General features: G+C 68.1%; 18 protein-coding genes. 8 read left to right on the top strand and 10 right to left on the bottom strand.

The annotated features are described in order from the left end of the window. The first annotated feature begins 97 nt into the window (after positions 1–97). On the top strand, positions 98–565 hold the full coding sequence (locus tag BLJ79_RS20860) for a MarR family winged helix-turn-helix transcriptional regulator (protein ID WP_071216736.1): 468 nt from the start codon (positions 98–100) through the stop codon (positions 563–565). 19 nt (positions 566–584) lie between these two features. Here BLJ79_RS20860 and BLJ79_RS20855 read toward each other — a convergent pair whose 3' ends face one another. The 5 genes from BLJ79_RS20855 to BLJ79_RS20835 all read right to left on the bottom strand — a co-directional run bounded on the left by BLJ79_RS20855 (position 585) and on the right by BLJ79_RS20835 (position 6,455). Then, the gene (locus BLJ79_RS20855) at positions 585–1,034 is read right to left on the bottom strand and encodes a cytidine deaminase (RefSeq protein ID WP_071216735.1); all 450 of its coding nucleotides are present in this window, start codon (positions 1,032–1,034) and stop codon (positions 585–587) included. 82 nt (positions 1,035–1,116) lie between these two features. Beyond that, positions 1,117–1,770 carry an alpha/beta fold hydrolase gene (locus tag BLJ79_RS20850; protein WP_286135803.1) on the bottom strand — a complete coding sequence of 218 codons (654 nt, stop codon included), beginning with the start codon at positions 1,768–1,770 and terminating at the stop codon, positions 1,117–1,119. A 762-nt stretch (positions 1,771–2,532) separates the two neighbouring features. Then, complete coding sequence (locus BLJ79_RS20845; RefSeq protein WP_071216733.1) at positions 2,533–3,678, bottom strand: mannitol-1-phosphate 5-dehydrogenase; 1,146 nt, start codon at positions 3,676–3,678, stop codon at positions 2,533–2,535. Then, positions 3,675–5,672: a PTS mannitol transporter subunit IICBA gene (locus BLJ79_RS20840; RefSeq protein WP_071216732.1), complete on the bottom strand. Its 1,998-nt coding sequence runs from the start codon at positions 5,670–5,672 to the stop codon at positions 3,675–3,677. Before BLJ79_RS20840 ends, BLJ79_RS20845 begins: the two co-directional genes overlap by 4 nt. 60 nt (positions 5,673–5,732) lie before the next feature. Further along, positions 5,733–6,455 carry a TetR/AcrR family transcriptional regulator gene (locus BLJ79_RS20835; protein WP_071216731.1) on the bottom strand — a complete coding sequence of 241 codons (723 nt, stop codon included), beginning with the start codon at positions 6,453–6,455 and terminating at the stop codon, positions 5,733–5,735. Between the two features lie 136 nt (positions 6,456–6,591). Here BLJ79_RS20835 and ptsP point away from each other — a divergent pair, with 136 nt between their 5' ends. The 4 genes from ptsP to BLJ79_RS20815 all read left to right on the top strand — a co-directional run bounded on the left by ptsP (position 6,592) and on the right by BLJ79_RS20815 (position 10,699). Continuing rightward, a complete protein-coding gene (gene ptsP, locus BLJ79_RS20830) occupies positions 6,592–8,277 on the top strand; it encodes a phosphoenolpyruvate--protein phosphotransferase (protein WP_071216730.1) in 1,686 nt (561 codons plus the stop codon). A gap of 79 nt (positions 8,278–8,356) precedes the next feature. Then, positions 8,357–8,635 (top strand): HPr family phosphocarrier protein, encoded by a 279-nt coding sequence (locus tag BLJ79_RS20825; protein ID WP_071216729.1) that lies wholly within the window; start codon positions 8,357–8,359, stop codon positions 8,633–8,635. 337 nt (positions 8,636–8,972) lie between these two features. Further along, on the top strand, positions 8,973–9,680 hold the full coding sequence (locus BLJ79_RS20820; RefSeq protein WP_071216728.1) for an alpha/beta hydrolase: 708 nt from the start codon (positions 8,973–8,975) through the stop codon (positions 9,678–9,680). Positions 9,681–9,997: 317 nt separating this feature from the next. After that, a complete protein-coding gene (locus tag BLJ79_RS20815) occupies positions 9,998–10,699 on the top strand; it encodes a class I SAM-dependent methyltransferase (protein WP_071216727.1) in 702 nt (233 codons plus the stop codon). Positions 10,700–10,847: 148 nt separating this feature from the next. Here the strand turns inward: BLJ79_RS20815 and BLJ79_RS20810 are convergent, their stop codons facing one another. After that, on the bottom strand, positions 10,848–12,758 hold the full coding sequence (locus BLJ79_RS20810) for an ABC transporter ATP-binding protein (RefSeq protein ID WP_083411529.1): 1,911 nt from the start codon (positions 12,756–12,758) through the stop codon (positions 10,848–10,850). A 118-nt stretch (positions 12,759–12,876) separates the two neighbouring features. On the opposite strand from BLJ79_RS20810, the gene BLJ79_RS20805 reads away from it, so the two are divergent. Then, complete coding sequence (locus BLJ79_RS20805) at positions 12,877–13,338, top strand: MarR family winged helix-turn-helix transcriptional regulator (protein ID WP_071216726.1); 462 nt, start codon at positions 12,877–12,879, stop codon at positions 13,336–13,338. A 34-nt stretch (positions 13,339–13,372) separates the two neighbouring features. On the opposite strand, the gene BLJ79_RS20800 is transcribed toward BLJ79_RS20805, so the two are convergent. Genes BLJ79_RS20800 through BLJ79_RS20790 form a run of 3 tightly spaced genes read right to left on the bottom strand, consistent with a single transcriptional unit; the run spans position 13,373 to position 17,642 of the window. After that, positions 13,373–15,397: an SIP domain-containing protein gene (locus BLJ79_RS20800; RefSeq protein ID WP_071216725.1), complete on the bottom strand. Its 2,025-nt coding sequence runs from the start codon at positions 15,395–15,397 to the stop codon at positions 13,373–13,375. Positions 15,398–15,405: 8 nt separating this feature from the next. After that, complete coding sequence (locus tag BLJ79_RS20795) at positions 15,406–16,560, bottom strand: FecCD family ABC transporter permease (RefSeq protein WP_286135791.1); 1,155 nt, start codon at positions 16,558–16,560, stop codon at positions 15,406–15,408. Continuing rightward, positions 16,557–17,642 carry a FecCD family ABC transporter permease gene (locus BLJ79_RS20790; protein WP_071216724.1) on the bottom strand — a complete coding sequence of 362 codons (1,086 nt, stop codon included), beginning with the start codon at positions 17,640–17,642 and terminating at the stop codon, positions 16,557–16,559. Before BLJ79_RS20790 ends, BLJ79_RS20795 begins: the two co-directional genes overlap by 4 nt. A 56-nt stretch (positions 17,643–17,698) precedes the next feature. Here BLJ79_RS20790 and BLJ79_RS20785 point away from each other — a divergent pair, with 56 nt between their 5' ends. Then, complete coding sequence (locus BLJ79_RS20785) at positions 17,699–18,493, top strand: MBL fold metallo-hydrolase (protein WP_071216723.1); 795 nt, start codon at positions 17,699–17,701, stop codon at positions 18,491–18,493. A 55-nt stretch (positions 18,494–18,548) separates the two neighbouring features. On the opposite strand, the gene BLJ79_RS20780 is transcribed toward BLJ79_RS20785, so the two are convergent. Next, positions 18,549–19,595: an ABC transporter substrate-binding protein gene (locus BLJ79_RS20780; protein ID WP_071216722.1), complete on the bottom strand. Its 1,047-nt coding sequence runs from the start codon at positions 19,593–19,595 to the stop codon at positions 18,549–18,551. A gap of 241 nt (positions 19,596–19,836) precedes the next feature. On the opposite strand from BLJ79_RS20780, the gene BLJ79_RS20775 reads away from it, so the two are divergent. Continuing rightward, entirely contained in the window at positions 19,837–20,637 is an 801-nt protein-coding gene (locus tag BLJ79_RS20775; protein ID WP_071216721.1) for an SDR family NAD(P)-dependent oxidoreductase, read from the top strand. Positions 20,638–20,644: the final 7 nt, after the last annotated feature.

The raw sequence follows: 20,644 nt of genomic DNA, 5'->3' as shown, positions 1-20,644 counted from the left end.
AGGCTATTTACTGACGCGTCAACTAAAACTTGATATCTCTATCCTGCCGGGAGAAGATTGACATGTCAACTAAATGTGAAGAAGTGTGAGGCGCACCATGTCCGAGCCCCGTTGGCTCAACGAAGTAGAAGCCCAGCTGTGGCTGGAGTTCCGGGAATTCCTCTGGGGGTTCCCCCGCGCGATGGATCGCCAGCTCATCCGCGACGCCGGGATGTCCGGCGGGGAATATGCGGTGCTCGCCGCCGTTTCGGAAGCGGCCCCCGAGGCCCTGCGCTCGGGCGACCTGGCCGCGACGCTGCAATGGGAGCGATCCCGGGTCTCGCACCTGTTGCGCCGGATGGAGGCCAAGGGCCTGATCGAGCGCTGCGCCTCCAGCTCCGACGGCCGGGGCCAAGACATCAAGCTGAGCGATGCCGGCTGGAAAACGATTCGCAGCGCGGCCCCCGACCACGTCTCGTTCGTGCGCGAAACGCTCTTCGACCCGCTGTCCGCGGCCGAACAGGAACAATTCGGCACAATGCTGGCCAAGATCCGTTCGGCAGCGGTCGACCGCAACCTCTGGTGACCGCGCCGGGCCCTGAAACCTACTCCCCGTGTTCTGCGGTTGAGGGCCAGTGCCCGTCCGCAGTGAACGAGGTTGCCCAGTAGTAGGGGTTCAGCTTCCGCAGCGTCAGCATCTCCCACGTATCGTTTCCAGCCGAACCCGGCACGGCGGCCAGGACCTCGGGCCCCCAGACGGCCAGGCGTTCCTGGCAGATGCCGCAGGGCGCAAGCACCTGGTAGGTCCCCTCTTCGGTGCCGTTGGTTACGCAGGCCGAAGCCACCACACGCTTTCCGAGGGTGTAGGCCTGGGCGACCGCTCCGGCCTCGGCGCACAGCGTCGCGGCGGCATTGAAATTGTCGAAACTGACGCTGGTCAGGATCTGGCCGTCCTCCAGGACAACGGCAGCGGCCGCCACAGAGTCCTGCGCCCCGGGCCACCTGCTCCGCAGTTGTTCAATGGCGGAATTGACGAGCAGCTGGTTCGAGTCCATGTTTTTATTCTGCCACGCGATGCCGGTTCCGGCTCCTGGTTCCGGTCGGCGAAGCCGACATGGAGAGCCCCCGGCGGGGGAATCACTCCTTCGGCTCAAACCGTGGAGCTCCCGCAACCGGCTTCGCGTCGGCGTCGGCCAACCACCCCAAGACAACGTCGGAAAAATTGCTCGGTTGCACCTGATGAACGTTATGGCCAACGGGCATGGTGACGAGGGTGCATTCGGGGATGGTTTCGGAGACCTCCACGAGCAACTCCTGCGGGATGTGACTGGCGGGACCGCCACCGATGAGCAACGTGGGAGATGAAATATCGGTCAGCCGCTTCCACCAACGCCGGGTGGGGTCGTTGACCTGGTCGACAATTGCCGGGACAACGGCCCAATCGAACCCCAGTGCACCCTTGGGTCTTTCGGGCACCTGCCGGACACGGGGAAACGGCGGAGGAACGTCCTCGACCACCAATCGCGCGATGCGACCCGGTTGCGCCTGGGCAACCAGGTAGGCCACCGCACCGCCCATCGAGTGGCCAACCAGCACCACATCATGCAAACCGAGAACCTCAAGGACTTCAATGACGTCATCGCGCATGAGTTCGAACGAGTAGACCCCCGGTCGATCGCTGCTGCCGTGACCGCGCAATTCCAGATTCACCACCCTGTACCGCGAAGCGAACCGTGGCGCGACTCCGGACCAGCTGGCGGCTTGCTCCCCCAACGCGTGCAACAACACCATCGCAGGTCCGCCCAAGGGGCCCGATAGGTGACAGGCGATTCGGATCCCGCTGCCAAGCTCAACCAACCGGATGTCCATGAGCCGACCTTAACATTGTCGGGTCGAACTTTCACGGTCAGCCGGGAAACAATTGCCAATTGGTTCCTGGGGCGTGCCCCCGATGGTTCGACGGACACCATCTCGACCGGTCGGTAGTCAGCAGCGAGACAGCTGACACAGTCACTTCAGGACCGATCCACAACACTTTCACGCCACAACTTGATATTCGAGGCCCACACCGGGCCCAAGACCATTCGTACTCCAACTGCGCTCCTTCCACGGTTGCTACGTCAGGTGGCGGCTTCCCGCGAGCCCCATGCGTTGCGCGTGACGAAGTTCCACGAGCCCGCCCGGTGTCCTTTCAACCCAGCCAGGGTTTTCGGCGCGGCGCCCGGTTTCATGTTCCCGAAAGAACTCACGTTGGACTTTCTCCTCCACCGTCCTGTTTCCATGCCATCGATGGGTTTGAACTGGCCGTTCCGCGAAAAATGCATCACGTAGCGCGACGGGTCGTTGGCGAGGCAGACCGCGCAACAGCCCCTCGCGGCCGTCGAAACACCCTGTGGTGCCGCACTGCCCCCTTCCGACTCCCGGGGCAGACCGGAAACGGCGCCCCGACCAACGACAAAAGGTGCCGGTTCCCTTCTCCGCTGGAGAAGGGAACCGGCACCTTACGCGTGGCCGTTCAACGGTCCTTGCCATGGCCCGGACCCGGATGTGGAATCAGCCGGCTTGCGCGGCCTTGACCAGTTCGTTCACCGATCCGAAGAGCGGGTGCCCCTCAGCCAGCCCGGTGATCTTCTCGGTGGCTGCTTCACTCGTGTTTCCCGCCAGGATCACGGCCAGTTCGGCGGCCTCGGCGTCTTCCGGGTCGTTGAACCGCAATGCCGCGGACATGGCCTCGAGCAGCGCCACCGGCTTGATGCCGTTCTCAGCCAGCTCGGCGGCCGGGCCGATGAACCGCTCGTGCCGGCTGAGCTTGCGCAGCGGCGCCCGGCCCACGCGCGCCACGGTGTCGGGCAGGTACTCGTTGGAGAACCGGGCCAGGATCTTTTGCACGTAGGCCTCCTGGTCGGCCTCGGCAAATCCGTGCTTGGACACCAACAGCGACTTGGTTTCCGCCAGCACCGCGGCAACCTTCGCAAAGACCTGCGGGTCGGCCATCGCTTCGGAGATCTTCTCCATGCCGGCGGCAAAGCCCAGGTATGCCGTTGCGGCGTGCCCGGTGTTCACGGTGAAGAGCTTGCGCTCGATGTACGGACCCAGGTCCTCCACGAACGTCGCTCCGCCGATCTCCGGAACGGCATCCCCGAACGGGGTCCTGTCGATGACCCACTCGAAGAAGGTTTCCACCGTGACGTCCAGGCCCTGGCCCGGCGCCTGGTTCGGCACGATGCGATCCACCGCGGTGTTGGCGAAGATCGCGTTGGCGTCGATGGCCTCCGCAGCGGCGGCGCCGTCGGCCCGCACCGCCGCTTCAAGGATGTCGGTGGCGTTGATGGCGTTCTCGCACGCCATCACCTGCAGCGGTGCCAGTGCGGCGTCGCGCTTGGCGATGCCGGCGGCAATCAGCGGGGCGACGAATTTCAGGATGTGCGGCCCCACGGCGGTGGTGACCATCTGGGCGGTGGCGATCTCGTCGATGACCGCATCGGTCTGGGTCGAGGAATTCAGCGCGCGGAAGTTCTCCACGGTGCGCACCTTCGGATCCTGCCCGACCTCGTGCACCTGGTAGCTGTCGGCCGCAGCCAGCGCGGTGATCAGCGCGTCGGCCACGTCCGCAAACACGATCTCGTAGCCCGCGTCGTGCAGCAGCAGCCCGACGAATCCCCGGCCGATGTTCCCGGCCCCAAAATGTACTACCTTCACGATGCGTTGACCTTTCCGAAGATGTCCAGGATTTCCTCGCGGGTGGTCGCGGTTTCCAGCCGTGCCACCTGCGCCTTGTCGGTGAAGACCCGGGCGATCGAGGACAGGATGGCCAGGTGCTCGTTGTTCACCCCGGCGATGCCGACCACGAACTTGACCTCCTTGCCGTTCCAGTCGATGCCCTCGGGGTAGCGGATGATCGACACCGCGGAGCTGGCGATATTGCCCTTGGCCTCGTTGGTGCCGTGCGGGATGGCCAGGAAGTTGCCCATGTAGGTGGACACCGAGGACTCGCGGGTGTGCATCGAGGCCACGTATTCCGCGTTGACCGCACCGCGTGCCAGCAGCAGGGCGCCGGCCTCGTCGATGGCGGCATCGCGCGACGCGGCGGTGCCGGTGAGCACCACGCTGTCGGCGACCAGCACCTCGCGTGCCGGGGCCGCTTCGGTTTCGGCAGGGGCGGCGGCATGCTTGGCCGCGTGGGCCGCGGCACCGGCGTGCTCGTCGGTTGCCGAGGCTCCGGCACCTGCTGCCACTGCGCCCACGGAAACGGATTCCGCCGGTGCGGCGTTGCGGGTGCGCACCAGCTCGACGATTTCCTCGTAGCGCGGGCTGTTCATGAAGTTGTCCACCGAAACGTGCACCGCGCTGGCCGTCACGGGCGTGGCACGGGCCGCAAGGTCCTGGTGGGTGACGACGATGTCGTAGGTGTCGGTCAGGTTCGCAATGGCCGAGTTGGTGACCTTGACGTCCACCAGCCCTGCCTTCTTGAACATGTTGCGCAACACCGAGGCGCCCATGGCGCTCGACCCCATGCCCGCGTCGCAGGCGAAGACCACGTTGTTCACCGGGCCGGAAGTGGCATCGGCGGCGAAGGCGAAGCCCACCGCGGACTTCTTGCCCTTCATGGCTTCCATCTTGGCCGCTGCCTCGCCGAGCTCGTCGCCCTCGGGGGCCTTGGAGATCTTAAGCAGGAACGAACCGATCAGGAAGGAGACCACCGTTGCGGCAACCACCGAGAGCGCGACGCCCAGGTAGCTGTCCGAGGAGGTCATGGCGAACACGGCGAAGATGCTGCCCGGTGCGGCCGGCGCGCGCAGGCCGGCGCCGGTGAGCACCAGCATGAAGATCCCGCTCATGCCGCCGCCGATGGCGGCCAGGATCATGACCGGCTTCATCAGGATGTACGGGAAGTAGATCTCGTGGATGCCGCCGACGAACTGGATCAGCGCGGCGCCCGGGGCCGAGGCCTTGGCCAGGCCCTTGCCGAAGATCGCGTAAGCCAGCAGGATGCCGAAGCCCGGGCCGGGGTTGGCCTCAAGCAGGAAGAGGATGGACTTGCCCTGCTCCAGCGCCTGTTCGGTGCCCAGCGGGGTGAGGATGCCGTGGTTGATGGCGTTGTTCAGGAACAGGACCTTGGCCGGTTCGATGAAGATGCTGGTCAGCGGCAGTAGTCCGTGGTTGACCAGGAACTGCACCACCGCGCCGGCGCCGTTGGAGAACGCCACCACCAGCGGGTTGACCAGCAGCATGCCGAAGATCGCCATGGCCGCCCCGACGATGCCGGAAGAGAAGTTGTCGATGAGCATCTCGAAGCCCGGCTTGACCCGGCCTTCCCACGCGGCATCGAGCTTCTTCATGACCCAGGCCGAGAGCGGGCCCATGATCATCGCACCGATGAACATCGGGATGTCGGCACCGACCACCACGCCCATCGTGGCGATCGCACCGATCACGCCGCCGCGGACCCCGTGGATCATCTTGCCGCCGGTGTAGCCGATCAGCAGCGGCAGCAGGTAGGTGATCATCGGTTCCACCAACGAGCCAAGTTGCTCGTTGGGCAGGAAGCCGTCGGGAATGAACAACGCGGTGATCAACCCCCAGGCGATGAACGCCCCGATGTTGGGCATGATCATTCCCGAGAGGAAGGTGCCGAACTTCTGCACCCCGACCCGCAGCCCGCCGCGGGTGGCAGCCTCAGTTTGTGTTGCCATGATTCTTCCTAATCGTTAGTCCTGCGCCGTCGCAGGGAAGGAACCGACGCGTGTGCACGGTTATGTCGTCTTGGAGATGCGATGCAGCCATTCGAGGAACATCTTCATTTCGGTGTTGGAAAGTTGCTGCGGGTTCGAGGACTCCAACGCGGCGTTCAGCGCGATGGCGGCCACGACGACCGCGGAGGCACCCACCGGGGTGGCGGAGTCGGCAATTCCGGCCTCCGAGGACACCGCGGTGATCACGGCATCGCGCGYCATGTCGGACAGCTCGAAGTTCCGCTCCTTCTCCGGCTCGGAGATGAGCATCAGGGTGACCCCGATATTCGCGGCCATGATGCTGCGCACCGCGTCGGCCGGGGGCACGTTCAGGTGCCCGGCTTCCGCCGCCCGGTCGAGCTTCCCGCGCAGCAGCGCTTCCGCCTCCGAGACCCTGTTGGATCGGTTTCCGGGCCTGACCTTGCCGAACATCACCAGGTAGAGGTGCGGTTTCTCGATGCCGAAGCGCACGTGTTGGTCCCACATGCGCCGCACGTCGTCCAGCGGCTTCCCGGTGGGTTCAAGGTCCATTTCACTGGCCACGTACTGCTCGAAACCCACGGCAACGACCGCGTCGAACAGGCCTTCCTTGTCCCCGAAGTGGTGGTACAGCGTCGGCGCCGTGACCCCCGCCAGCTCGGTGATCTTCCGGGTGGAGACCGGAGCCCCGTCCGAATTGGCCAAGAGCTCGACGGCTGCCTGCAGCAGTCGCTCCCTCGGCGGAAGCTGGATGTCTAGACTCATGACTGCTACCCTAGCACCTATAGCATTGCTATATGAAGGGGATCACAGCTTGAGTTTATGCTCGAGTCCTGCGTGATCATCGTCTGCATCGCGCAACGGACAACCCAAGAGCAACCCACGGGAACGAGGAACTCAAGTGCAAAACTTCTCCGGAGTGGGCGTCATGCCCGGACGTGTCATCGGAACCATCCGGCACATGCCCCCGGCGCTTTCCGAACCGCCGGCCGGCGAGAAGCTGGACGCCGCAGTCACCGCGGAGCAGGCCATCGCCGGGCTCAAGGAAGCCGCCGCGTCCGTGCAGGCGGACCTGCGCACCCGCGCCGCAACCGCCAGCCCCGAGGCCAAGGCCGTGCTGGAGGCCACCGCGCAGATGGCCACCGACTCGATGCTGCTCAAGGGTGCCAACAAGCTGATCAACACCGGCCTTTCGGCCGAACGCGGCATCTGGGAGTCCGGCGAAACAGTCGCCCAGATGCTCATCACCCTCGGCGGCTACATGGCCGAACGCGCCACCGACGTGCTGGACGTCCGCGCCCGCATCGTGGCCGCGCTGCGCGGGGTCCCGGCCCCCGGCATCCCCGATTCGACGGACCCGTTCATCCTGGTGGCCGAGGACCTGGCACCGGCGGACACCGCCACGCTGGACCCGGCCAAGGTCGTTGCCCTGCTGACCACCGGCGGCGGGCCCCAGTCGCACACCGCCATCATCGCCCGCGCCATGGGCCTGACCGCCATCGTCGCCGCCAAGGGCCTGGAGGCACTGGAATCCGGCACCGAGATCTTCGTCGACGGAGCCGCCGGAACCATTTCCACCTCCCCCGGCGACACCGAGCGCACGGCCGTGGACGCCTGGCTGAAGAACGCCGCGCTGCTCTCGGTCTTCGACGGCAACGGCGTGATGGCCGACGGGCACCAGGTCCCGCTGCTGGCCAACGTCGGGGGCGGCAAGGACGCGGTTAAGGCCGCTGCGGCCGGAGCCCAGGGCGTGGGGCTGCTGCGCACCGAATTCTGCTTCCTGGGCCGCGACACCGAGCCGTCCATCGAGGAGCAGGTCGCTCAGTACAAGGCCGTCTTCGACGCCTTCGGGTCCAAGAAGGTCGTGGTGCGCACGCTGGATGCCGGCGCCGACAAGCCGCTGCCCTTCCTCACCGACGCCTCGGAGCCCAACCCGGCCCTGGGCGTGCGCGGCTACCGCACCGACACCACCTCCCCCGGGGTGCTGGCCCGCCAGCTCTCCGCCATCGCCACCGCATCGGCCGGCTCCGAGGCCGAGGTCTGGGTCATGGCCCCGATGATTTCCACTCCGTCCGAGGCGGCCGATTTCGCCGCGATGTGCGCCGACGCCGGACTGGCCACCCCCGGGGTGATGGTCGAGGTCCCCTCCGCGGCACTTAGCTCCGAGGCCATCCTGGGCCAGGTGTCCTTCGCGTCCCTGGGCACCAACGACCTGACGCAGTACACCATGGCCGCGGACCGGCAGCTCGGCCCGCTGGCCGCGTTGAACAACCCGTGGCAGCCTGCGGTGCTGCGCCTGATCGAATTGACGGTTGCAGGCTCCCGGGCCGAGGGCAACCACAAGCCCGTGGGCGTCTGCGGCGAGGCCGCGGCGGATCCGGCGCTGGCCGTGGTGCTGGTGGGCTTGGGCGTCTCGACCCTGTCGATGTCGGCCCGCTCGCTGGCCTCCGTGGCCGCGGTGCTCAAGACCGTCACGCTGGAACGCGCCGGCGAATTGGCGCAGCTGGCACTGGCCACACCGAGCGCCGAGGCAGCACGCACCGCGGTGCGCGAAGCGCTGCCGGCACTGGCCGAACTGGGCCTGTAGCCAACACCCCGGCACCGTAGGATTGATCCTGCCTGCCCCCAATTGTTTCCCAAACACCTTCGTACACAGGAGAAAACACATGTCCGAACGTCTTGCCACCATCGCCAGCGCCTCCGGCCTGCACGCCCGTCCCGCCGCGCTCTTCGCCGAAGCAGCCGGCGCCCTGGACATCGAGGTCACCATCGCGCCCAAGGGCGCCCCGGAGGACGATGCCCTGGACGCCTCGAGCATCCTCTCGCTGATGACCCTGGGTGCCGCCAAGGGCGACGAAGTGGTGCTGCGCGCATCCGGCGACGGCGCCGAGGCCGCACTGGATTCCCTGGTTGCACTGCTGGAAACGGACCTGGACGCCGTCTAACCAACCGCGTCGACCACCGCCGATGGCGTGGATCCCGAGCCGAAAGGCCTGGGGTCCACGCCATCGGCGTTTTGCGTTTACAGGCCGCCGGTGCAACTGCGCGGACGGTCACGAAGCCAAGGCGCAGACATCGCAGTTCCGTTGAAAACATTTCGGCAGACCGGGGGATGCCGTTCTTGGAACGGACCGCAGTGACCTATCAACCACCGGCCCTGGCAAGGTACGGTTGCGCATATCCGGCGCGGCTACGGCCGGCAGGCCCTGCAGGGCGACAGCGTCCCGGTCCGGGCGTCCTATGCGGACCGACCCAACGAATGGTCCAGGTGAGGAGCTCTACATGGAACTGATCTTTGTGCACGGCGCTTTGGTGCGTGACGGACAGTGGTGGTGGCAGCGGACCGCAGAGCTGCTCCACGAACACACCGGGATCCGGAGCAGAGCCATTGCGTTGCCCTCCTGCGGCGAGGGAGCATCTGAAGAGGTTGCCGGCGGCCTCATTGCGGACGCGGCGGTGCTGCGCGGCGCACTGGGCGAGGTGGACTCCGCCATCGTTGTCGGCCACTCCTACGGCGGCACCGTTATCGCCGAAGCCGGCCGGCATCCGGCCATTGCGCACCTGCTCTATGTGTCGTCGTACCTGCCCGAGGTCGGGCAGTCTCAGGGTGCGATCATGAGCGGCGAAGGCGACCCGGTATCCATCGGCGACAACAGTGACGGCACGCTGAGCGTGTCCGGCTACGACGCAACGTCGTTTGGAGCCCGATTCCTTCAGGACGCAGACGACGAGACCCAGCACCAGGCGTGGGAGCGGGTGACCGCACAGGCTGCCGGGGCATTCATGACCCCGACGAGTGCTGCCGGCTGGGAGGGAATCGATTCAACGTACATCGTCTGCGGGCAGGACCGCAGCACGTCGGTCGAGTTGCAACGCTTCCACGCGAGCCGAGCGACGCACTCCGTCGAACTGCCGACCGGGCACCATCCGTTCATTTCCCGACCCGATCTGGTCGTCGAACAAGTGCTGGAGCTGTTGCAGCGAGGGTGAGTCGTGCAGTGTCGTCTGCCCTGAACGGAGCTTTGGGCCTCTCGGGGCGTGGAACCTGTCGGATGGTACTCCTGGCAGCCGACGCCACTGCCCGGTGATCCATCGGCACTCCTCGGCTCCACCGCCTACGTCCGAATGCCCATGTCGACCGCATGGCGAATGCCCGCAGGAGACGACGTTCCAGGCCGTTATACGTCGAGTCATGCCTTAGAGCGACTTGCGGGCAGGGGCAGCGATTCCTCCCCGTGGGAGGGGTCGAGGGCTGTTAGCCTCAGGTAAATGCGTGTTCCCCTTCCAAGCTCCGGAGGAATTGCCAGATGTCGCAGGACACCAATTACGACACCTTTGCCGAGGCGTACTCTGCCGAAAACGAATCCAGTCTGCTCAATGGATTCTACGAACGCCCGGCAATGCTCAACCTCGCCGGGGATGTCCGCGACCGCCGGATTCTTGACGCCGGCTGCGGTTCCGGGCCGCTGGCTGCGGCGCTCGGTGAACGCGGCGCCACCGTGACGGGATTTGATTCCAGCGAAGCAATGGTCAATCTGGCCCGAAAACGACTGGGCGAAGGGGCGGAACTGCTCGTGGCGGACCTTGGCCGGCCCCTTCCGTTCGCCGCCGACACGTTCGACGACGTGGTTGCCTCGTTGGTCTTCCACTACTTGGAAGACTGGGTGGGCCCGCTGACCGAGATGCGGCGCGTGCTGCGGCCGGAAGGCAGGCTCATCATGTCCGTCAACCATCCGATCCTGTATCCCTGGACAAACCCCGGCACAGACTACTTCAAGCCCGTGAAGTACTCGGATGAGCACACCTTCAACGGCCAACCGGCCACCCTGACGTATTGGCACCGGCCATTGCATGCCATGACTGACGCGTTTTCCAAGGCAGGATTCCAGATCGAGGTTCTCAGCGAACCACCGTACTCGACCGATGCGCCCCCGGACATCGTCCCTGCGCAATTCAAGGACCGCGAATCATTCCCGAGCTTCATTTTCTTCGTGCTCCGCGCGAAGTGACGGCGGCGTTCCCGGGCTTCGCCGGGCAAGGACCAGGTCGTCCGGCTCGGGATCGGCCGATTGGGGCCCGGGTTTGCCATGGGACCTTCACCGCAGGCGGGGCCCCTTGGCCTGGATGTGCGTACCGTCGGCTCTCGGGAATCGCCGCTCAGGGGACCAGCTCGGCGGCCCGTTCCTCGCCGGCCGCCACAAGCCTGGCGAAGGGGCCATCGGCATAGCGCAGTTCGGCCGGGCTGCCGCGCTCGACGATCGCTCCGGATTCGAGCACCGCCAACCGGTCGGCGTTTTCCACGGTGGACAGCCGGTGGGCGATCATCAAGGTGGTGCGCCCCACGGCCAGGCGGTCCAATGCCTCCTGCACCAGCGCCTCGGTGGTGTTGTCCAGTGCGCTTGTGGCCTCGTCGAGCACCAGCACCTTCGGGTTGCGCAGGATGGTGCGGGCGATTGCCAGGCGCTGCTGCTCCCCCCCGGAGAAACGGTGCCCGCGCGCACCGACCAGCGTGTCAAGACCCTCGGGCAGACCCGCAACCAGGTCGGCGATCTGTGCGCTGGCCAGTGCCTTCCACAGGGTTGCGTCGTCGGCCCCGGGATCGGCCAGCAGCAGGTTGTTGCGGATCGAGGCGTGGATCAGGTAGGTCTCCTGGGATACCACGCCCACGATCTTGTTCAGGGTTTCCGGGGCGAGCTCGCGGATGTCGATGCCGTCGATGGTGATGCGGCCGCGGCTTGGGTCATGCAGGCGCGGCAGCAGCGAACCGAGCGTGGACTTGCCCGATCCGGTGGGCCCGACGATCGCCGTCGCGGTGCCCGGGGCCAGCTCCAAGTCGATCCCGTGCAGCACCTTCGGCCCGTCCCGGTAGGCGAAGGAGACGCCTTCGAAGCGCACCAGCCCCGCAACGGTCTCCGGGTCCAGGCTCGCCGGGTTCGCCGGCGCCTTGATTTCCGGGTCCATGTCCAGGTACTCGAAGATGCGGCTGAACAGGGCCATCGCGGTGACCCATTGGACCCCGACGTTCAGCAGGCCCATGATGGGGCGGAAGATCGCGCCCTGCAGCGCGGTGAACGCCACCAGCGTGCCGATGGTCATCCCCCCGGAGGTGGCGGGGAAGCCGGCGGCCAGGTAGATGACCGCGGGGATCGCGGCGAACACGATGCCCATGGTGGCCATGCGCCAGCGCCCGGCCAGCTGGCTGCGCATTTCCAGGTCCACGAGCCGGTGCGAGGACCCGGCAAAGCGTTCCACGTCCCGCCCGGTGGTGCCCAGGGTCTTGGCCAGGCGGATGCCGGAGACCGAGAGCCCCTCCTCGATCTGCGTGTACATCCCGGCAAGCTCGGCCTGCCGCTTGCTGGTCACGTCGCGGCGCATCAGCGCCACCTTGCGCGAAAGCCAGATCGCCGGCGGCAGCACCACCAGCGAGAGCAGGCTCATCCGCCAGGAGAGTGCGGCCATCGCGATGGCGGTGGCCACCGCCGTGGTCAGGTTGGAGGCCACCGAGGTGGCGGTGGAGGTCACCACCGACTGCATCCCGGCGATGTCGTTGGTCAGCCGCGACTGCACCTCCCCGGAGCGGGTGCGGGTGAAAAAGCCCAGCGACTGGGCCTGCAGGTGGGAAAACAGGCGGGTCCGCAGCGTGTGCATGACCTTCTGGCCCATCTTGGTCGCCATCCAGGTCTGGACCACGCCGATGGCCGCTGTCGCCGCGGCGACGGCCACCAGCCCGCCGGCAAGCCAGGCGAGCAGTACGGTGTCTTGGTGCGGCAGCGCGTCGTCGATGATGGCGCGGATCAGGAACGGCTGGGCCAGTCCGATGACGGAGGCTGCGGAGATGAGCAGCACGACGACGGCGATGGCGAGCTTGTGCGGCTTGAAGAGCGCAGCGATCCGGGCCGGCTGCACCGGGTGGAGCCTGACCTGCTTGAGGTCCGCGGGGTTCAGGCGTGCGGCGGGACCGCCGCGGCCTCCCCCGCCGCCGGGTGCACGATCGGCACCGGCGGGATTCTTGGCCGATTGGCCCTGGCCCGAACGGGCCGTGCTGGAAGATGAACTCGATTCCAACATATGCACCACCTTTCGTGGTGGTCGTGGGTGCGGGACTCGCACCACGTTATTGATGAGGTTACCTCACTATGTGGTTGCCCGTCAAATTCCGCACCCGCCGGACGGTAGTCTTGAGGGCATGCCAGCCAGCAACAATCCGGCACTTCCCGGTGACCTTTCGGAGCTTTTCCACCGCGCTTTTCGTTCGCTGCGCCATTCCTGGTCGCAGCGCCTTGCCCCCTTCGAGCTGACCCCGCACCAGTTCCGCGCCCTGCACTCGCTCGCGCGCAACGCCGCGGACCCGGCGTCCGCCGACGGGATGCGGCTCAAGGACGTTGCCGAACGCCTGCGCATTGCCCCGCGCTCGGCCACCGAGGTCATCGACCACCTCGAGGCCAAGGGGCTGGTGGCCCGCAGCGCCGACCCCGTCGATCGCCGCGCCACGCTGGTCACGCTGACTGCCGAGGGGCTCAGGCTGACCGAGGAAGTCCGCGCGGCACGCCGCGAGCACACGGAGAGCTACTTCGGGCGGATCGATGCGCAGGAACGCGCCGAGCTGGCCCGCATCCTGGGCAAGCTCGGCGGCCACCCGGAGCGCTGAACGCGTTCCGCGGCAACTCCCCGGCGACCGGGCCCTAGTTCTCGGACCTGCCTCGGCGCCAGTACCCCATGAACGCCACCTGCTTGCGGTCCATGCCGGCCTCGCGGACCAGGTAGCGGCGCATGCCCTTGATCATTTCCGCCTCGCCGGCCAGCCACGCGTAGAACGGCTGCGTGGAGGCGGTGGCCGTCTCCCAAAGGATCTGCGAGTCGACGTCGACGTCCTCCGGGTCGGCCCCGGGCATCACCGCACCGGCGGCGGGAATCGCCACGACGTCGCGCACCGCGGCCGCCAGCAGCTCGCCGTGCGGGTGGGAACCGCGCGGCAGCCACTGCACGGACACGCCCGAGCGGGTCGAGGAACCCTGGATGTCCCCGGTGTCGGGCACCTCGATGAGCGCATGTCCGGTGATCCCGGCAGGCAGCGATTCGAGGATCGAGCAGATCGCGGGGGCAGCGGTCTCGTCCCCGGCCAGCAGGATCCGCTTGGCCGAGCCGGGGCGGAACTCGATGCCGCCGTAGTCGGGCCCGCACAGGCCCGCGTTGGGACCCAGCAACAGCAATTCGTCCCCGGCCTTGGCCCGGGCCGCCCACACCGTGGCCGGGCCGCCGGCCAGCTTGCCGTTCTCGGTGCGCAGGTGCAGCACGAAGTCGATGTCGATCTCCGCCTCCGTGCCGCGGTTGTCCCGGTGGCCCGCAGGGCGCAGGGCACGGACGGTGTAGGTGCGCATGGCGCCGCGGGATTCGGCCGGCAGCGCGAGCCAGCGCCGGTACCAGCCGGTGGCCTCCGCCCGGGAAAGCCAGGCGCCCGGGCGCAGCGACGCGAATTCCGCAGGCAGCCCGGCAGCCGGGACCCCGGGTTCGGCGGCCGGCTGGATCATCAGCTTGATGCGCAGATCCAGCGGGGAATCCCCGGCGCCGAAGTGCGCCAGGTCCGCCCCGGCCAGGGTGATGCGCTTGAAGTTCTCGCCGATGCCCTGCACCGCGACCACATGCGTGGCGAAGGCCAGCATCTCGCTGATCTCCTCGGCGCGTTCGGGCACGTCCTGGGCCGCGGGCGCCGGGGAGTCCGCTTCGGCGGTTGCGGCTGCGGTCCCGGTTGTTGCCTCCGCCACGGAATCCGTGGCTGCATCCGCAACGCCGCCGGCCTCGGGGCCTGCGGTTCCCGGTGCGGCCGCGGGCACCTCGGACGGCACGGGACCGGCATCGAGCCGGGCATCGGGWTTCGTGGTGCGGTGGATGCCCTTGGCCGCCAGCACCGACTCGGCGCGCAGCACCCGGTGCCGGCCGATCGGCAGCACCAGCGGGGTGCCGGCCACCGGGTCCGGGATGACGCGGCAGGGCATGCCGAAGACGTTTTTCACCATCTCCTCGGTGACCACCGCCGCGGGGTGCCCGGCGGCAACGATCTTGCCTTCCTTCAGCGCGACCAGGTGGTCGGCGTAGCGGGCGGCGAGGTTGAGGTCGTGCAGCACGATCACCACGGTGGTGCCGCGGGTGCGGTTCAGCTCGGAAATCACGTCGAGCACCTCCAGCTGGTGGGCGACGTCCAGGTAGGTGGTCGGCTCGTCGAGCAGCAGCAGCTCGGTTTCCTGGGCCAGCGCCATGGCGATCCAGACGCGTTGGCGCTGCCCGCCGGAGAGCTCGTCGATGGGCCGCTCGGCCAGGTCGGTGGTCCCGGTGACGGCCATGGCGCGGGCCACCGCGGCCTCGTCCTCGGAGGAGAAACGCTTGAACCAGCCCTGGTGCGGGTAGCGGCCGCGGCCGATCAGCTCGCGCACCGTGATCCCGTCGGGCGCGGTCGGGGTCTGCGGCAGCAGTCCCAGCATCTTGGCGACCTCGCGGGCCGGGCGGGTGTGGATGTCCTCGCCGTTGAGCAGGACCTTGCCCCCGGCGGGCTTCAGCAGCCTGGACAGGCCGCGCAGCAGCGTGGACTTGCCGCAGCCATTGGCTCCCACGATGATCGTCACCTCGCCGGTGGGCAGCTGCAACGAGAGCTCGTCGACGATGCTGACCGCGTCGTAGGCGAGTGTGAGGTCCTGTGCTTCGAGAAGTGCCATGCGTACCCTCAGGTTCCTTCCTTGTTGGAGCGCACCAAGACCCAAATCAGGAATGGTGCTCCCAGTGCGCCGGTGACGACGCCGACTGGTAATTGTATGTCGGGCAAGATGTTGGTGGCGATGAATGTCGCCGCGGTGACCAGCAAGGCGCCGATGCCGGCGGCGGAGCCCAGGTGGCTGCGGCCATTGCACAGGCGCAGGGCCAGCGGCCCGGCCAGGAACGCGACGAACGCCAGCGGGCCGGTCACCGCGGTTGCCACGGCGCACAGCCCGACCCCCAGCAGGATCAGCCCCAGCCGGGTGGACCGCACGCGCAGCCCCAACCCGGCGGCGGTGTCGTCGCCCAGTTCCAGGATCCGCAGCTTCGCCGCGGCGGGCAGAAGCAGCGGCAGCAGGATCGCCAGTGCCGCACCCAGCATTCCGGCCCGCTCCCAGGTGCTGGCGGACAGCGACCCGGTGAGCCAGCGCAGTGCGTCGGAGGCCATGCGGATGTCGGTGCGGGTGAGCAGGTAGGAGATGATGCCCTGCAGCATCGCGGCGACCGCGATGCCGGCCAGGATCAGCCGGGCCCCGGTGTGCTTCCCGGCGTCGGCAATCGCGTAGATCAGCAGCGCCACGGCCAGGGCGCCGGCGCAGGCGATCAGCGAAAGCCCGATCCCCTGGGCGCCGAAGAACAACATGCCCGCCACCGCGGCGGCGGACGCCCCGTAGCCGACCCCGATCACGTCGGGGCTGGCCAGCGGGTTGCGCAGCATGCGCTGGAAGATGGCCCCGGAGGCGCCGAACGCGGCCCCGGCCAGGATTCCGACGGCGGCCTGCGGCAGCCGGTCCTCCCAGAGCATGAAGGAGACCCCCGGAACGCGTTCGCCGGACAGGGCGGCGAGCAGCTCGTCGAGGGCGATGGGATGGCGCCCGGCCACCAGGTTCAGGAGCACCGCAACCAGGATGCCGGCGGTGGCCAGCAGGTTCACCCGGGCCACCGGGCCGATGCGGCGCTTGGCGCGGGGCGTGGATTGGCGCGGGGCCCGGGGCATGCGCCGGGGCCTGGGCCGCGGCGCGCCCGGAGGCCGTCCTCCGGATGGCGCGCCGGAAGCCTCGGCCCGCTCCATTGCGGGCGCAGCCGCGGCGGCGTCGCCAACCCGGGAGAGCATCTGGCGGCTCACAGCGTGACCTTCCTTCCGCGGCGCAGCAGCCAGAGGAACAGCGGCGCGCCGATCACCGCGGTCATGACCCCGACCTGGATTTCCGCCGGCGGGGCGATGACCCGGCCCAGCACATCGGCACCCAGCAGCAACACCGGGCCGGCGAGCATGGACAGCGGCAGCAGCCAGCGGTAGTCCCCGCCGGCCAGCACGCGGATCGCGTGCGGCACGATCAGCCCGACGAAGCCGATGGGCCCGGCCAGCGCGGTGGCCGCTCCGCATAGCAGCACCACGCCCGCCGCCGACACGGCACGCCCGCGGCCCACGCGGAAGCCGAGACCCACGGCCGAGTCGTCGCCCAGGGCCAGCGCGTTGAACAGCCTGGCACCGGCCAGCACCGCGACCGCGCCCAGGGCCAGGAACGGGGCGACGGAGAGCATCTCGGGCACCTCGCGGGCGCCGAGGGTGCCGACCTGCCAGAACCTGAAGCGGTCCAGGGCCTCCTGGCCGATCATCAGCACGGCGTTGGTCAGCGACCCGAGGCCCGCGGCCATGGCCGCACCGGCCAGGGCCAGTTTCAGCCCCGTGGCGCCGTCGCGGCCCAGCGATGCCACCAGGTAGACCAGCAGCGAGGCGCCCGCGGCTCCCACGAAGGCGAAGAGGATGTAGCCGTGCAGCGTGGTCACGGCGAAGAAGTGGATGCCGGCCACCACGGCCAGCGCGGCCCCGGCGTTGACGCCCAGGATGCCCGGGTCCGCCAGCGGGTTGCGGGTGATGCCCTGCATCCCGGCTCCGGCGAGCCCCAGGGCGGCGCCGATGAGCAGCCCGGCAACGGTGCGCGGGATGCGCGAGGCGACGACCGCGTGGTCCCCGTTGGCCGGGTCCAGGTGCACCAGCGCGTCGAGGACCGTGGACGGGGCGATGGGCCGGGCACCGATGAGCAGGGACAAGAAGAGCCCCAGGGCCAGGGCTGCCGCCAGGAGAAGTCCGAGCACCGGCGCGGGCATCAGCCCGGGGCGCCGGGCGGGCGCGCGGGAATCGGTTTTCTGCGCGGACAGCGGCAGGGCCTCGGACGTTCGTGACCCGGATGGTGGAGCGCTCATGGATTGTCCACCCGGTTCCGGGCGGAGGCGCGGGCCGTGGCCCTAGACTGGGGGCCATGAGCAAGCAGCAAGCCACCGTCGTCTCCGAGCAGGCAGCCTTCCACCTGGCCCCGAACCCCGGACCGATGTCGCTGGAGGGAACCAATTCCTGGATCCTGCGCGCACCGGGGTCCGAGCATGCCATCGTCGTGGATCCGGGTCCCGACGACGCCGGGCACCTGGGTGCGCTGGCCGCCGAATCCGTCGAACTGATCCTGATCACGCACCGCCACCACGACCACACCGAGGGCATCGACACGCTGCACCGGCTCACCGGGGCGCCGGTGCGTGCGGCGCTGCCGGAGCATTGCCGCGAGGCCGGGGTCTTGGTCGACGGCGAGGAGATCCACGCGGCGGGCCTGCGGCTGCGCGTGCTGGCCACCCCAGGCCACACCTCCGATTCGCTCGGCTTCCTGCTGCCCGACGACGGGGCAAACGGCTCGATGCTCACCGGGGACACCATCCTGGGCCGCGGCACCACCATCCTGGATGCGCCAGACGGGACCCTGGGCGACTACCTGTCCTCGCTGGACAAGCTGGAGGCCGGCCCCGATGCGCTGGTGCTCCCGGCGCACGGCCCGGTGCTGGGGTCCCTGCACGGTATCGTGCGCGAATACCGGGCGCACCGGCTTGAACGGCTGGCCCAGATCCGCGCCGCCCTGGCGCAGATCCGGGCAGATTCCGCCGTTGCGCCCACCATCGCCCAGGTCACCGACGTGGTCTACGCCGACGTGGATCCACGGGTGCGACGGGCAGCCGAGATCTCGGTGGCAGCGCAATTGCGCTACCTTGAGGAGTCCGAAGCTTCCTGACATTGCCTGTGGTTCCCGCCTGTATCGGTGCCGGTGCGTGGGTGGTGCGGGCCGGCTACTTGCCGGCGGCTGCCTGCGCGGCCGCAGCGAAGGCCGGGACGACCTTCTCGAGGGCGTAGGGCACCGACAGCGGGGACGCCGCCGAGATGGCGAGCACCTCCATGTCGTTGGCCGCGGCCACCAGCCCGCCCTTGGAGACGGCGGGGAGCTGGGCAAAGAGCTTGTTCTTGGCGACCGCATCGGTGCCGGTGCCCTCGGCGGCCCAGGTGAAGAAGATGTCGGAGTCCAGCTCGTTCGCGCGTTCCGCGGCCCATGGAAGGAAGAACTCGCCGTCCTTGGCGTTCGCATCGACGATTGCCGCCTGGGTCATGCCCAGTGCGGTGAGGAAGCGCGGGCGCGAATCCCCGGTGGCGTAGAGGCTGATGGAGTTGTCCGACAGTTCCAAGTTTCCGGCAATGAAAGTGGTGTCCTTGAAGACCGGGTTCGCCTCGGCGGCAGCAGCGACCTTGCCCTCGACCTCGGTGATTACGGCCTTGGCCTCGGCGTCCTTGCCCAGTGCCTGGCCTACGGCGGTGGTCACGTCCTGCCAGCCGGAGGTGTAGTTCGGTGCCATCGGGCCGATGACCGGGGCGATCTTGGAGAGCTTGTCGTACTCCTCCTGCGTCAGGCCCGAGTACCCGGCCACGATGAGGTCCGGCTGGGCCTCGGCCAGCGCGGTGAAGTTCACGCCGTCCTTCTCGGAGTACTGAACCGGGGCCTTCTCGCTGCCGATCGGGGCGCCCAGCTCGGTGAGCTTGGCATCCTTCCAGTCGGTGGAGCCCTGCTTGTTGTTTCCCCAGGTGTCCTCGGCCATGGCCACCGGAACGACGCCCAGTGCCAGCACCGCATCGGCGTTGACCCAGGAAACCGTGGCCACGCGCTCGGGTGCCTCGGTGATTTCGGTGGTCCCGTAGATGTGCTTGATGCTGACAGGGAAGGCGGCGCTTGCCGCTGCGGTGCTGCTGGCCGGGGCGCTGTCGGCGGTTCCGCCGCAGGCGCTGAGGGTCAAGGCAAGGGCGGTGGTTGCTGCGGCGATGAGGCCGGCGCGTCGAGTGAACTTCATGTGGGTGTGGAATCCTTTGCGATTCAGCGGTGGAAAGCGATGGATACGGAGGAGGAGGTGCTCGGTCGGCAGGAATTGTGGATTGGCCGTCACACCAACACCTGACGAGTAAGGCTAACCTCACCAATTCGGATTACGCAACACAGCTCGGACCTAATTGCCCGATCGCCGCCGTGGCCGGGGATGACAAATGCCCGTCATTTCGCAAGCCATCCGGCCATTCGGTGACTAGGCTCACATCATGAAAGATTTCTTGCCGCCGGAAACCAGCAACCCGCACCGCACTCCGGGCACGGCACTGGTCACGGGCGCCACCTCGGGGCTGGGCGCCGAATTCTGCGCGCAACTGGCGGCCCGCGGACACGACCTGGTGGTCACGGCCCGTGACGGGCAGCGGCTGGCGGAGCTCGCCGCACGGCTGCACGCACAATTTGCCGTCAACGTCGAAGTGCTGGCCGCGGACCTGGTGACCGACGAGGGAACCGAACGGGTGTCCGCCCGCCTCGCCCAAGCCGCGCGACCCGTCAACCTGCTGGTCAACAACGCCGGGTACGGCCTGCGCGGCAATTTCGCCGACAACGACCTCGGCGAGGAGCTTGACCACCTGCGGATCCACACCCAGGCACCGCTGGTACTGATGCATGCGGCACTGAACGCCATGGGCTCCGGCGGCGGGGGAAGGATCATCAACGTCGCCTCGGTCGCCGCCTTCACCCCGCGCGGCAGCTACTCGGCAGCCAAGGCGCTGATCGTGAACTTCAGCCGATGGGCCAACGTTTTCTATGCCGGCCGCGGCATCTCCGTCACCGCCGTGTGCCCCGGCTTCGTGCGCACCGAGTTCCACGACCGCATGGGCGTGGACAAGACCAAGATCCCCGCCCGGGGGTGGCTGGATGCCCCGAGCGTGGTGCGGCAGGCGCTGGCCGACAGCGACGCGGGCAAATCCGTATCGATCCCCTCGGTGCGCTACAAGCTCGCTACCGCCTTGGCGCGGATCGCGCCCGATGCACTGGTGGAGCGCCTGGCCAGGCGCGGGCGCTAGCAAAGCC

Origin of the sequence: Arthrobacter sp. UCD-GKA, assembly GCF_001863355.1 — a bacterium.
Lineage (GTDB): Bacteria > Actinomycetota > Actinomycetes > Actinomycetales > Micrococcaceae > Paeniglutamicibacter.
This window is presented reverse-complemented; position numbering and strand designations above follow the sequence as displayed.

What these genes read in the sequence shown, in the direction of transcription:
- BLJ79_RS20860 (WP_071216736.1), top strand. Translation starts at nt 98, where the DNA reads ATGTCCGAGCCCCGTTGGCTCAACGAAGTAGAAGCCCAGCTGTGGCTG.
- BLJ79_RS20855 (WP_071216735.1), bottom strand. Translation starts at nt 1,034, where the DNA reads ATGGACTCGAACCAGCTGCTCGTCAATTCCGCCATTGAACAACTGCGG.
- BLJ79_RS20850 (WP_286135803.1), bottom strand. Translation starts at nt 1,770, where the DNA reads ATGGTGTTGTTGCACGCGTTGGGGGAGCAAGCCGCCAGCTGGTCCGGA.
- BLJ79_RS20840 (WP_071216732.1), bottom strand. Translation starts at nt 5,672, where the DNA reads ATGGCAACACAAACTGAGGCTGCCACCCGCGGCGGGCTGCGGGTCGGG.
- BLJ79_RS20825 (WP_071216729.1), top strand. Translation starts at nt 8,357, where the DNA reads ATGTCCGAACGTCTTGCCACCATCGCCAGCGCCTCCGGCCTGCACGCC.
- BLJ79_RS20820 (WP_071216728.1), top strand. Translation starts at nt 8,973, where the DNA reads ATGGAACTGATCTTTGTGCACGGCGCTTTGGTGCGTGACGGACAGTGG.
- BLJ79_RS20815 (WP_071216727.1), top strand. Translation starts at nt 9,998, where the DNA reads ATGTCGCAGGACACCAATTACGACACCTTTGCCGAGGCGTACTCTGCC.
- BLJ79_RS20810 (WP_083411529.1), bottom strand. Translation starts at nt 12,758, where the DNA reads ATGTTGGAATCGAGTTCATCTTCCAGCACGGCCCGTTCGGGCCAGGGC.
- BLJ79_RS20805 (WP_071216726.1), top strand. Translation starts at nt 12,877, where the DNA reads ATGCCAGCCAGCAACAATCCGGCACTTCCCGGTGACCTTTCGGAGCTT.
- BLJ79_RS20790 (WP_071216724.1), bottom strand. Translation starts at nt 17,642, where the DNA reads ATGAGCGCTCCACCATCCGGGTCACGAACGTCCGAGGCCCTGCCGCTG.
- BLJ79_RS20785 (WP_071216723.1), top strand. Translation starts at nt 17,699, where the DNA reads ATGAGCAAGCAGCAAGCCACCGTCGTCTCCGAGCAGGCAGCCTTCCAC.
- BLJ79_RS20780 (WP_071216722.1), bottom strand. Translation starts at nt 19,595, where the DNA reads ATGAAGTTCACTCGACGCGCCGGCCTCATCGCCGCAGCAACCACCGCC.
- BLJ79_RS20775 (WP_071216721.1), top strand. Translation starts at nt 19,837, where the DNA reads ATGAAAGATTTCTTGCCGCCGGAAACCAGCAACCCGCACCGCACTCCG.